Origin of the sequence: Janthinobacterium sp. PSPC1-1 (genome assembly GCF_049897625.1) — a bacterium.
Lineage (GTDB): Bacteria > Pseudomonadota > Gammaproteobacteria > Burkholderiales > Burkholderiaceae_D > Janthinobacterium > Janthinobacterium tructae.
Genome location: NZ_JAFCWP010000002.1, coordinates 369,853 through 381,802 on the forward strand (window position 1 = coordinate 369,853; position 11,950 = coordinate 381,802).

At 65.6% G+C, this 11,950-nt stretch carries 13 protein-coding genes; all 13 read left to right on the top strand.

Annotated features, from left to right (window positions below; all coding sequences use genetic code 11):
- The first annotated feature begins 70 nt into the window (after positions 1-70).
- The 13 genes from ACP7EG_RS09215 to ACP7EG_RS09275 all read left to right on the top strand — a co-directional run bounded on the left by ACP7EG_RS09215 (position 71) and on the right by ACP7EG_RS09275 (position 11,882).
- Positions 71-832 carry a HesA/MoeB/ThiF family protein gene (locus ACP7EG_RS09215; RefSeq protein WP_426087389.1) on the top strand — a complete coding sequence of 254 codons (762 nt, stop codon included), beginning with the start codon at positions 71-73 and terminating at the stop codon, positions 830-832.
- Between the two features lie 93 nt (positions 833-925).
- Positions 926-1,378 carry a type II secretion system major pseudopilin GspG gene (gene gspG / locus ACP7EG_RS09220; protein ID WP_426087390.1) on the top strand — a complete coding sequence of 151 codons (453 nt, stop codon included), beginning with the start codon at positions 926-928 and terminating at the stop codon, positions 1,376-1,378.
- Between the two features lie 12 nt (positions 1,379-1,390).
- Positions 1,391-1,870: a type II secretion system minor pseudopilin GspH gene (gene gspH / locus ACP7EG_RS09225; RefSeq protein ID WP_096233276.1), complete on the top strand. Its 480-nt coding sequence runs from the start codon at positions 1,391-1,393 to the stop codon at positions 1,868-1,870.
- Positions 1,867-2,262, top strand: a complete 396-nt coding sequence (gene gspI / locus ACP7EG_RS09230) for a type II secretion system minor pseudopilin GspI (protein ID WP_426087391.1) — start codon at positions 1,867-1,869, stop codon at positions 2,260-2,262. Before gspH ends, gspI begins: the two co-directional genes overlap by 4 nt.
- The gene (locus tag ACP7EG_RS09235) at positions 2,262-2,897 is read left to right on the top strand and encodes a PulJ/GspJ family protein (protein ID WP_096233280.1); all 636 of its coding nucleotides are present in this window, start codon (positions 2,262-2,264) and stop codon (positions 2,895-2,897) included. Before gspI ends, ACP7EG_RS09235 begins: the two co-directional genes overlap by 1 nt.
- Positions 2,894-3,868, top strand: coding sequence for a type II secretion system minor pseudopilin GspK (gene gspK / locus ACP7EG_RS09240; protein ID WP_426087392.1), 975 nt, complete (start codon positions 2,894-2,896; stop codon positions 3,866-3,868). The genes ACP7EG_RS09235 and gspK overlap by 4 nt, the downstream gene beginning before the upstream one ends.
- Before the next feature lie 19 nt (positions 3,869-3,887).
- A complete protein-coding gene (gspL, locus tag ACP7EG_RS09245; protein WP_426087393.1) occupies positions 3,888-5,117 on the top strand; it encodes a type II secretion system protein GspL in 1,230 nt (409 codons plus the stop codon).
- Positions 5,114-5,647 (top strand): type II secretion system protein GspM, encoded by a 534-nt coding sequence (gspM, locus tag ACP7EG_RS09250; RefSeq protein ID WP_426087394.1) that lies wholly within the window; start codon positions 5,114-5,116, stop codon positions 5,645-5,647. Before gspL ends, gspM begins: the two co-directional genes overlap by 4 nt.
- Complete coding sequence (locus ACP7EG_RS09255) at positions 5,644-6,420, top strand: type II secretion system protein N (RefSeq protein WP_099760994.1); 777 nt, start codon at positions 5,644-5,646, stop codon at positions 6,418-6,420. Before gspM ends, ACP7EG_RS09255 begins: the two co-directional genes overlap by 4 nt.
- A complete protein-coding gene (gene gspD / locus ACP7EG_RS09260; RefSeq protein ID WP_426087395.1) occupies positions 6,417-8,654 on the top strand; it encodes a type II secretion system secretin GspD in 2,238 nt (745 codons plus the stop codon). The genes ACP7EG_RS09255 and gspD overlap by 4 nt, the downstream gene beginning before the upstream one ends.
- A 10-nt stretch (positions 8,655-8,664) precedes the next feature.
- Entirely contained in the window at positions 8,665-10,086 is a 1,422-nt protein-coding gene (gspE, locus tag ACP7EG_RS09265; RefSeq protein ID WP_426087396.1) for a type II secretion system ATPase GspE, read from the top strand.
- Between the two features lie 10 nt (positions 10,087-10,096).
- Positions 10,097-11,317 carry a type II secretion system inner membrane protein GspF gene (gene gspF / locus ACP7EG_RS09270; RefSeq protein WP_426087397.1) on the top strand — a complete coding sequence of 407 codons (1,221 nt, stop codon included), beginning with the start codon at positions 10,097-10,099 and terminating at the stop codon, positions 11,315-11,317.
- A gap of 16 nt (positions 11,318-11,333) precedes the next feature.
- The gene (locus tag ACP7EG_RS09275) at positions 11,334-11,882 is read left to right on the top strand and encodes a type II secretion system protein N (protein ID WP_426087398.1); all 549 of its coding nucleotides are present in this window, start codon (positions 11,334-11,336) and stop codon (positions 11,880-11,882) included.
- The last annotated feature ends 68 nt before the right edge of the window (positions 11,883-11,950 follow it).

Here is an 11,950-nt window from a genome sequence, read left to right on the forward strand (position 1 = left end):
CAAGTGCCGGGGTCGGACCCTGAGGGTCCGACCCCAGGGTTTGATCTGGGTTTGCAGTAGACGTAAAACCATGAACGACAATCAACTGCTGCGCTATTCGCGCCATATCCTGCTTGATCAGATCGGCATTGAAGGCCAGCAAGCCTTGCTCGATGCGCATGTGCTGGTGATCGGCGCGGGCGGACTCGGCTCGCCGGCCGCCATGTATCTGGCCGCCAGCGGCGTCGGCAAGCTGACCCTGGTCGATGACGATACGGTCGACCTGACCAATCTGCAGCGCCAGATCGCCCACACCACGGCCCGCGTGGGCCAGCCGAAAGTGCTGTCGGCGCGCGAAACCTTGACCGGCATCAATCCCGAAATCGACATCGTCGCCTTGCAAGAGCGCCTCGACGGCGCGCGCCTGGCTGAACTGGTCTTGTCCGCCACGGTGGTGCTCGACTGCACCGACAACTTCGCCACGCGCCACGCCGTCAACCGCGCCTGCGTGGCGGGCAAGGTGCCGCTGGTGTCGGGCGCCGTGATCCGTTTCGATGGGCAAGTGAGCGTGTTTGACCCGCGCACGGGCACGCAACCCTGTTATTCCTGCCTGTTTCCGCAAGAGCAGCAGTTCACGGACGAGGCGTGCTCGAGCATGGGCGTGTTCGCGCCGCTGGTGGGCGTGGTGGGCGCCATGCAGGCGGCCGAAGCGCTGAAACTCATCATGGGCGTGGGGGAATCGCTGGCCGGGCGCCTGCTGCTGCTCGACGGTTTGCACATGGAATGGAGCAGCATGCGCGTCGCGCGCGACCCCGGCTGCGCCGTTTGCGGTGTAGTGGTCTTGCCGCTCTGAATAGCCCCGCACAAATTTTTCCCCATATGACAGGCTTTGTCATATTTCCGCTTTATACTCTGCACTCATTACTCACCTTCTTCTCTCTTTCTTATGCAAAACGCAGCAAACCATCCGATACGCCAGCGCCGCGCGCGCGGCTTCACTTTGATCGAAATCATGGTCGTGGTGGTGATCATGGGCATCCTCGCTTCGCTGGTGGTGCCCAAGCTGATCGCCCGCACGGGCGAGTCGAAAGTGGCGGCGGCGAAAGTCGACATCGCCACCGTGATGCAAGCCTTGAAACTGTATCGCCTGGATAACCAGCGCTACCCGACCACCGAGCAGGGCTTGCATGCGCTGATCGAAAAACCGACCACGGGACCGGCCGCGAATGGCTGGAAAGCCGGCGGCTACCTGGAAAAGATGCCGAAGGATCCTTGGGGCAACCCATACCAGTTCCTGTCACCGGGCGTGAAAGGCGAAGTCGACCTGATTTCGCTGGGTGCCGACGGCCAGCCTGGCGGTAGCGGCGACGATGCCGATATCGGCTCCTGGGAACTGTAAGTTTTTCATTGCATGCCTGCCATGACCACCGGTCTGCGCCAGCGCGGCTTCACGCTGATCGAATTGCTGGTGGTGATGGTCATCATCGGGGTGACCCTGGGCCTGGTGTCGCTGAACGCCATGCCGAATGGCCAGCAAGCGCTGCAAAAGGAAGCCGAGCGCATCGCCCTGCTGCTGCAGCTGGCGCGCGATGAAGCCATCGTGCGCAGCCGGCAAGTGGCGTTCGAGGCGGACGAAAATCAATACCGTTTCCTGGTCCTCAATGAAAAGCTGTGGCAACCCGTGACGCAGGACGATTTGCTGCGCGAACGCGCGTTTGCCAACACGCCCATGCTGCTCAGCGTGCAGCCGTCGAACAGCGTGGCCCAGCCGCTGCGCATCATCTTCGGCCGCGAACCGGTCGACAAGCCTTTCGTGCTGACCCTGGCCAGCGGCGAGCGCAGCGTGGCCATCCGCGCCGACGGCATCGGCCATTTCACGGTCGAGCAATGATGGGCCTCTCCCGATCACGCCGCCAGCGCGGCTCGCAGTGGGGTTTTACTTTGCTGGAAGTCCTGGTGGCCCTGGTCATCGTCGGCACGGCCCTGGGCGCCTCGCTGCGCGCCGTCGGCAGCCTGACGCAGAACAGCGACGGCTTGCGCAGCGCCATGATGGCCACCTGGTCGGCGGAAAACCACCTGGTGCGCCTGCGCCTGGCGAAAACCTTCCCGCAGACGGGCAAGCGCACGGTCGACTGCCCGCAGGGCGATTTAAAACTGATCTGCGAGGAGGAAGTGGTGGCCACGCCGAATCCCCGCATCCGGCAAGTGCGCGTGAATGTGTACGACGTGCAATACCCGGCCCGGCGCATCGTGCGCTTGGTGTTACTTTCCTTTAACGACTGATGGCGCGCCGCACTGTTTCCGTCGCGGGTTTCACCTTGATCGAGCTGCTCGTGGCGATCGGCATCCTGGCCATGGTCGCCGTGCTGGGCTGGCGCGGCCTGGACAGCATCATGCGTTCGCGTGAAGTGCTGACCAGCCAGCTGGAGCAGGCGCGCGGCATGCAGCTGGCGTTTGCCCAGATGCAGAGCGATTGCGACCACCTGGCCGGCGCCGGGCTGAACAACAGCCTGCTGAATGGCCGCCTGAACCTGTCGGCGGAAAATGACCGCCTGACCCTGGTGCGCCTGGCCGCATCGGAACAGGAGCCGCAACAGTTGCAAGTGGTCACTTACCGTCTACGCGGCGGCGTGCTGACGCGGCGCGAGTCGAACGGCACGCGCGACCTGGCCGTGCTCGACACCCTGTGGCAGGCGGCGCGCGACGATACCGATACATCCAACGCCGACGTGGCCCTGATGCATGGCGTCGACAGCATGGTCATGCGCGGTCAAAAGCGCCAAAATACGCCGAATCCTGAGTGGATCAGCATGCTTGCCGGTACAAAAACAGAGGATTTTGTCGGCCTGGAAGTGACCTTGCAAATGCCGGGCCAGGACGCGGGCCTGTCCAAAGTCTTCTTGTTGGGGCCGGGATGAAGCCGTTTATTCGCCCCGGCCGCCAGCGCGGCGTGGCCGTCATCACGGCCCTGCTGCTGACGGCGCTGGCCATTACCGTCGTCACCAGCCTGTTCTGGCAGCAGCAAGTGCAGGTGCGCTCGATGGAAAACCAGCGCCTGCGCCTGCAGACGCAGTGGGCCATGCGCGGCATGGTCGACTTCGCCCGCTTCTGGCTGCGCCAGGATAATCCCTCGCTGACTGCGCTGGACGGCGTGTGGGCCACGCCCATCGAGGAAGCGCGGCTCGATGATTACGTCGACCGCGAAAAGGTCGACACGGAAAAATTTGACGCCACCGTCTCGGGCCGCGCGCTCGATGCGCAGGCGCGGTTTAATATTACCAACCTGGTCGCCGCCACGGGCGGCATCAATCCGAAGCAGGTGCTGGCTTACCAGCGTTTGCTGTCGAACCTGCGGCTCGATAGCGGCCTGGCGCAGGCGACGGCTGATGCCGTGCTGCGCGCGAAGCCGAAACTGCGCGCCATGGACAGCGGCAGCGATGGCAAGACGCCCGCCGCTGCGCCCCCATCGGACGGCAGCAGCGAGCCGGTGGCGTTCACGCAGATCGAAGATTTGCTGGCCGTGCCCGGCTACACGCCGCAGATGATCGAGCAGTTGCGCGATTTCGTCATCATCTTGCCGGAACTCACGGCGGTCAACGTGAATACGGCGCCGGCTGCGGTGCTGGCGGCCGTGACGATGATGTCCTTGTCCGAGGCCAGCGCCCTGACCTTGAGCAATCCGCGCAAAAAGTTTGTCGATAAGTCAAATTTCCAGAATAATATTAATGCCGAACTGATTGCTACCGTGGAAGTCGACGTGAAGAGCAGCTACTTCCTCACCGTCATCCGCGTGCGGCTGGATCGCGCCGCCCTCGATGCCGTGGCGCTTGTCAATCGAAAAACGGATCCGCAGCGCACCACCAGCCTGGTCTGGTTGCGGGAAAATTAACCCCTGAAAGCGAGTCACTTTGACAATATTGTATATCCGTCACCCGGCCAGGGCGTCCACCGACAGCGCGCCTGCCTGCTCCTTCGTGCTGGCCGGCGACGGTGGCGCCCTGTTGCAGCAGGGCAGCGCGCCGCTGGGCAGCCTGGGGCAGCTGATTGCCGGCGCGAAGCAGGTGGTCTTGCTGCTGGCGGCGGCCGACGTGACCCTGCTGCGCCTGAAAACCCCGCCGCTGGCCGGCGCCCGCCTGCGCGCGGCCTTGCCGGGCCTGGTGGAAGAACATATCCTCGGTGACACTCAGGATTGCCTGCTGGCCGCCGGTGCGCCCGATGCTGCCGGCATGCGCACGGTCGCCGTGGCGCAGCGCGCCTGGGCCGCGGTACTGATGCAAGCTTTGCTGGTGCAGGGGGCGCGCAAGGTGGCGCTGCTGCCGTCGCAGCTATGCCTGCCCTTGCAGCCGGGTAGCGTGACGGCATCCTTGCAGGCGGCCGGCGACGGCCTGGAACTGGCCTTGCGCCAGGCGCCGCAAGAGGGTTTGGGCCTGGTCTTGCCGGCCCAGCCGCAGCAGGCGCTGCTGACGACGCGTGCGTTTGCCGGCGACGTGCCCCTGACGGTCTACGTGGCGCAGGCCGAGCTGGCACAGTATCAGCAGCTCGCTGCCGGCATGGACGGCGTGACGCTGGAGAGCGACCATTGGGCGCACTGGATCGCCGGCGCCAAGGGCGCTGGGCTGGACCTGGCGCCCGCGCTGGGCACGGCCACGGGATCGGCCACCGAATGGCGCCGCTGGCGTTGGCCGCTGCGCCTGGCGCTGCTGGCCGTGATCGTCAACCTGGCCGGCATGAATATCGAATGGATGCGCTTGAAGCGCGAGGCCGCCACCGTGCGCACCTCGATGCAGCAAACCTTCAAGGCCGCGTATCCGAATGAAGCGCCGGTGTATGGCCTGGAAGCGGAGCAGATGCGGCGCAATATCGCTGCCGCCCGCCTGCAAAGCGGGCAAGCGAGCATGGATGATTTCACCAGCATGAGCGCGGCGCTGGGCGAGGCGCTGGGCGGGCTGGCCGGGCGCGGCGTGGTGGCCTCGCTGGAATACCGCGAGCGCAGCTTGATCGTCACATTGAAACCGGATATGGTCGATGCCAGCGCCCAGGCGCAGGTGCGCGACGGCCTGGCCGCGCGCAAGCTGGCCTTGAATGAAACGGCGCCGGGCGTGTGGAAGATCACGCCGGCCACGGGAGCAAAAGCATGAGTGCAGCAGTCAACCAGGCGCGCGCCGCGCTGGCGGGACAACGGCAAAATGTGCAGGCCTTCTGGGCCGAGCGCACGCAGCAGGAGCGCAAGCTCTTGACCATCGGCGGTGTGGTGGCGGGGCTGGCCCTTGTCTACGCGGTGTTTTTCGAGCCGGCCTGGACGGGCCGCATCGCCTTGCAAAAGAGCTTGCCCGAGCTGCGCCAGAACGCGGCCCAGCTGCAGGCGCTGGCACGCGAGGCGGGCGAACTGGCGCGCCAGGCGCCCGTGCAGGTCGCTCCCATGAGCCGTGACAGTATTGACGCGTCGCTGAAAGCGCGCGGCCTGGCGCCACAGTCGCTGTCGCTGACGGGCGAATACGCGCGCGTGCAGCTGAACGGCGTGCCGTTTGCCAGTGTCATGCTGTGGCTGGACGGCTTGCGCCGCGAAGGCCGCGTGGCGGTGCAGGACGCGAAGATCACGGCGCAGGGCAAGGCGGGGCTGGTCGACGCCAGCCTGACCCTGCACCAGAGCCCGGTCGCGGCACGATGAGGCGCTTGCTTGGCTGGCTGCTGGCCATCATCGTCAGCGTCTGCGTCACCCTACTGGTATTTTTCCCGGCCGGCTGGGTCGCCGGCATCGTGGAAAAGCAGACGGGCGGACGTTTGACCTTGGGCGATGCGCAAGGTACCCTGTGGCGCGGCTCGGCCTTTATCGGCGGGGCGGCCAGCGCGAATGGCGCCGTGACGCCGCTGCTGCCGGGGCGTTTCAGCTGGCGCATTTCGCCCTCGGTGCTGTGGGGATCGGCGGACGTGGAACTGCAAAACCCGCAGGCGCTGTCGCAGCCGGTGAACCTGCGCGGTTCGTGGTCGCACTGGCAGGTCAGCCCGGCGGCCCTGCTGCTGCCGGCCGATGGCCTGGGCGGCCTCGGTGCACCGCTCAATACCGTGGCGCCGACGGGCAGCATGCGCCTGTCGTGGAGCACCTTGCAGCTGGCGCTGGAGCAGCGGCAGTTTTCCGCCGTCGGCCGCACCACCTTGCAGATGACGGACATGGCGTCGCGCCTGTCGTCCTTGCGTCCGCTGGGCAGCTACGAGCTCGATTTCGATTGGCAGGGGCAGCAGGCGACGTTGACCTTGCGCTCCATCAAGGGACCGCTGCTGCTCGACGGCAGCGGCAGCCTGCAACAGGGGCGCATGCAGTTTTCCGGCCAGGCCCAGGCCGCAGCAGGATATGAAGAGACCTTGGCGAGTTTGTTGAATTTGCTGGGACAGCGCCGTAGCAATAGCGAAAAAAACATCATCGCCTTAGAGTTCAGACAATGAAAAAACCATCCGTGAGCCCCCATACTTTCTCCTTTTCGCTGCGCCGCCTGTCGGCCGCCGCCTTGCTGTGCTGTTCCGTGGCCGGCATGCCGGCATCCGCCTGGGCCGCACCCGGCGATGAAGCGGCGCTCAATTTCGTCGGCGCCGACATCGAGTCGGTGATCAAGGCCGTGGGCCATTACACCAACATCAATTTCGTCATCGACCCGCGCGTCAAGGGCACGATCACGCTGGTGTCGGAAAAATCGATCAGCAAAACTCAGGCCTTCGGGCTGCTGGCCTCCGCGCTGCGCCTGCAGGGCTATGCGGTGGTCTCCGGCGACGGCTACGCGAAAGTGGTGCCGGAAGCGGACGCCAAGCTGCAATCCGTGCCGACCCAGGTGGGCAACGGCGCCAGCCAGGTGAAGGGCGACCAGATCGCTACCCAGGTGTTTTACCTGAACTACGAATCGTCGGCCAACCTGCTGGCCGTGCTGCGCCCGCTGATTTCGCCGAACAACACGATCAACGCCAATCCGGGCAACAACTCGCTGGTGATCACCGATTACGCGGATAACCTCAAGCGCCTGGCGAAGATCATCGCCGCGCTCGACGTGCCCGCCTCGACGGACCTGGACGTGATCCCCGTGCGCTATGCCATCGCGTCCGACCTGGCCTCGATGGTGAATAAACTGATGGAAGGCGGGAATGCGGGGGCCGCCGCAGGGGCCGACGCTGGCAAGGTCTCCGTGCTGGCCGACCCGCGCACCAATTCGCTGGTGCTGCGCGCGCCGTCGGCGGCGCGCGCCAACCTGGCCAAGTCGCTGATCTCGAAGCTGGACCAGCCCACCACGCAGCTGGGCAATGTGCACGTGGTGTACCTCAAAAATGCGGACGCCACCAAGCTGGCGCAGACCTTGCGCTCGGTGGTGACGTCGGACGGCACGGCCGCCACGGCGCAGCAGGGCGTCGGCAACCAGAACACGAACAACCAGATCGGCCAGAACAACAGCGGCATGAACAGCACTGGCCTGGGCGGCAATACGCAAAGCGGCAGCACGGGCGGCGCTTCGCTGAACAACGCGCCGCAGCAGCTGTCGTCCGGCGGCGCGGCCGGTTTCATCCAGGCCGATGCGTCGACGAATACGCTGATTTTGACCTGCAACGAAGCCGTCTACCGCAACCTGCGCGCCGTGATCGACCAGCTCGACGTGCGCCGCGCTCAGGTCTACATCGAGGCGCTGATCGTCGAAGTGACGTCGGCCAAGGCGTCCGAATTCGGCGTGCAGTGGCTGGGGCTGTCGGGCGACAGCACCAGCAACTACCGCGTGGGCGCCTTGCAGTCGTTCGCCGGCGGCACCACCAACAACATCGGCGCCATCGCCACGGGCGGCGGCAAGGTCTTGCCGACGGGCGGCCTGACCCTGGGCATCTTCAAGCAGATCAACGGCGCGCTGGGTCTGGGCGCCGTGGCGCATGCGCTGGAATCGGACGGCAATGCGAATATCCTGTCGACGCCGAACCTGATCACCCTGGACAATGAACTGGCGACCATCAAGGTGGGCCAGAACGTGCCTATCCTGACGGGCCAGTACACCAGCACGGCCGGCACCAATACGAACCCGTTCCAGACCATCGACCGCAAGGAAGTGGGCCTGACCCTGAAGGTGCGCCCGCAGATTTCCGAGGGCGGCACGATCAAGCTGGGTATCTATCACGAGACGTCGAGCGTGGACAAATCCACCGCGTCGGCCGTCAGCGGCATCACCATCAACAACCGCGTGATCGAAAACAATGTGCTGGCCGACGATGGTCAGATCATCGTGTTGGGTGGCCTGATCGAGGACACCACGGGCGACAACGCGGAGAAAGTGCGCGGCCTGGGCGACATTCCCCTGATCGGCAACCTGTTCAAGTACCAGACGCGCGAGCGCAAGAAAACCAATCTGATGATCTTCCTGCGCCCCGTCATCGTGCGCAACAAGGAGCAGAGCGGCAGCCTGGCGGCCGACCGCTACGACTACATGCGCTCGGCCGAGACGGCCGCCGTGCCGGCCACGGGCAACCTGATGCTGAAAGACCTGGGTACGCCTGTGCTGCCGGCCCTGCAGGATGGCCAGCCGGTGGGCGGCAACATGGTGACGCGTCCCGTGCCGCCGGCGCCGACGCCGCCGCCAGGCGCGCCGGCCAACGCGGCCACGCCGCCGCAGCCGCTGCTGCAGCAATACCAGCAGCAGCAACAGCCACAGAAGTGATGGGACAGCTATGAGCAATCTGCTTCCCTACGCCTACGCGCGCGATTTCGGCTTGCTGGCCCGGCCCGGCGCGGTCGATGGCGCCCCGGTCGAAGTGCTGGTGGCCGCATCCACGGCGCCGGCGGCCATTGCCGAAGTATCGCGCCGTTTCGGCCAGATCCAGTTGACGGTGCTGCCACGCGGCGAACTCGATACGGCCATTGCCAGTGCCTACGCGGGCGGCGGCGGCGACGCCTCGCAGATGGCCGATGAATTCGATGCCGACCTGGATTTGACCAAGCTGCTGCAAGACGTGCCGGCTATCGAGGATTTGCTCGAGTCGTCCGACGACGCGCCCGTCATCCGCATGATCAACGCGCTGCTCACGCAGGCGCTGCGCGAAGGCGCGTCCGACATCCACATCGAGCCGTTCGAGCAGACGTCCGTCGTGCGCTTCCGCATCGATGGCAGCCTGCGCGATGTGGTGCGCCCGCGCAAAGCCATTCACGGTTCGCTCATTTCGCGCATCAAGATCATGGCGCAGCTCGACATCGCCGAAAAACGCTTGCCGCAGGACGGCCGCATCACCCTGCGCGTGGGCGGCAAGCCCGTCGACGTGCGCGTCTCGACCTTGCCCACCGGGCATGGCGAACGGGCCGTGTTGCGCTTGCTGGACAAGGAAGCGGGCCGCCTCGACCTGCCGCACCTGGGCATGAGCGCGCCCATGTTGAAACAGTTCGACGGCCTGATCACGCAGCCGCACGGCATCGTGCTCGTCACCGGTCCCACCGGTTCGGGCAAGACGACGACCCTGTACGCGGCGCTGTCGATGCTCAACGCCACCACCACGAACATCCTGACGGTGGAAGATCCGATCGAGTACGACCTGGCCGGTGTGGGCCAGACGCAGGTCAATCCGCGCATCGACATGACCTTTGCCAAGGCGCTGCGGGCGATTCTGCGGCAAGACCCTGACGTGATCATGATCGGCGAGATCCGCGACCTGGAAACGGCGCAGATCGCCGTGCAGGCATCCTTGACGGGCCATCTGGTGCTGGCGACCCTGCACACGAACGACGCCTCGGCAGCCGTCACGCGCTTGCTGGACATGGGCATCGAGCCGTTCCTGCTGTCGTCGTCCTTGCTCGGTGTGCTGGCGCAGCGGCTGGTGCGCAAATTGTGCGGTTCCTGCAAGACCTTCGACGGGCAATACTGGCAGGCGGTCGGCTGCGAGCAGTGCGGCCAGACGGGCTACCAGGGCCGCGTGGGTGTGTACGAGCTGCTGCGCACGACGGAGCAGATCCGCGCGCAGATCCACAACCGCGCTTCGGAAGCGGAAGTGCGCGCCGTTGCCCTGCAGGACGGCATGACGAGCATGCGCGACGACGGCGAACGCTGGCTGCGCGACGGCACCACCACGCAGGCTGAATTGCTGCGCGTGACCAAAGACTAGGCCCGCCACCATGCCCGCATTCCGTTATGAAGCCGTCGACGCCCAGGGCGCCACCCGCAAAGGCGTGCTCAATGCCGACAGTCCCCGCTCCGCGCGCGCCGAACTGCGCGTGCAAGGCCTGGTGCCGCTGGCCGTCGAGCCGATCGCCGCGCAGGTCGATGCCGCCGGCGTCACCAAGCGGCGCGGCTTCGGCGAGCGCCTGTCCAGCACCGAGCTGGCCCTGTTTACGCGCCAGCTGGCCAGCCTGCTGGAAGCGGGCCTGCCGCTGGAGCAGGCGTTTTCCGCGCTGCTGGAACAGGCCGAGCGGCCGTATCTGCGCGACCTGATCGCTTCGATCCGTTCGGAAGTGATCGGCGGCGCCGCGTTTTCCGACGTGCTGGCACGCCATCCGCGCGATTTCGCGGAAATTTATCGGGCGCTGGTGGCCTCGGGCGAGCAGATCGGCCATTTGTCGCGCGTGCTGTCGCGCCTGGCCGACTACATCGAACGGCGCAACGCGCTGGTGCAGAAGGTCAAGCTGGCGTTTACCTATCCGGCCATCGTCACGGTGGTGGCGTTTTCCATCGTGATCTTCCTGCTTACCTACGTGGTGCCGCAGATCGTTTCGGTATTCGCCAATACCAAGCAGAAGCTGCCGCTGCTGACGGTGATCATGCTGGCGCTGTCGGACTTCGTGCGCCACTATGGCATCGTGGTGGGCATCGTCCTGATTGGCGCCTGGTTCGCCTGGCGCCGCGCGCTGCAGCAGCCGGCCTTGAAGCGGCGCTGGCATACCTGGCTGCTGACGGCGCCTTTGTACGGCAAGTTCGAGCGCAGCCTGAATACGGCGCGTTTCGCCAGCACCCTGGCCATCACCACGGGCTCCGGCGTGCCGATCCTGCGCGCACTCGACACCAGCCGCGATACCTTGACCAATGTGGCGATGCAGGAACTGGTGGAAGAAGCCAGCGGCGCCGTGCGCGAGGGCGTCAGCCTGGCGCGCGCGCTGTCGGCGCAAAAGCATTTTCCGCCCATGCTGATCCACATGATACGCGCGGGCGAAATCACGGGCGAGCTGCCGGCCATGCTGGAACGTGCCGCCAGTGCGCAGGAGCAGGACCTGGAACGCCGCACCCTGACCATCGCGGGCCTGCTGGAACCGGCCCTGATCCTGGCCATGGGCGTGGTGGTGCTGCTGATCGTGCTGGCCGTGCTGATGCCGATTATCGAAATCAATCAGCTCGTCAGATAAGAAACTCAAGGAAGCCATGAAGCGTTTGCCTCAATTTACAAGTTTGCTCGCCGTCGTGGCGCTGTCCGTGTCGCTGGCCTACTGGGCCATGCAGCTGTTCAAGGCGCCGCAGCGCCCCATCAATCCACCCGCCGTGCCGGTGGTGCAGGATGCCAGCGTGGAGGCGGGCGCTTCGCTGTTCGGCGGCCAGGTCAGCGTGGCCACGGCCAGCAACTACCAGCTCAAGGGCGTGGTTGCCGCCGGCAATGGCCGCGGCAGCGTGGCCATCATCGCGACTGACGGCAAGCCGTCCGTGGCCCTGCCCGAAGGCGCCGAGGTGGTGCCCGGCGTGACGGTGCTGGAAGTGCATGCGCGCCATGTGCTGCTGCGCGATGGCGGCGTGAGCAAGCGCATCGACCTGGTGGCCGACGACAAGGCGCTGGCCTTGCCGGGGCCAGTGTCTGCCAGCCCTGTGCCAGCAACGAATCTGGTACCGCCGCCGCTGCCGATGGAGCAGCAGCGTCCGGCAACCATGATGCCGCCGCCGCCGCAGGTGAGCACCACCAGCACGCCGCCGTCGAATTGAGCTGATTTTCGGAACCACCCCATTACCATCATGCTGATGGCGCCGTGCCGCCATCGCGACAGGAGTCA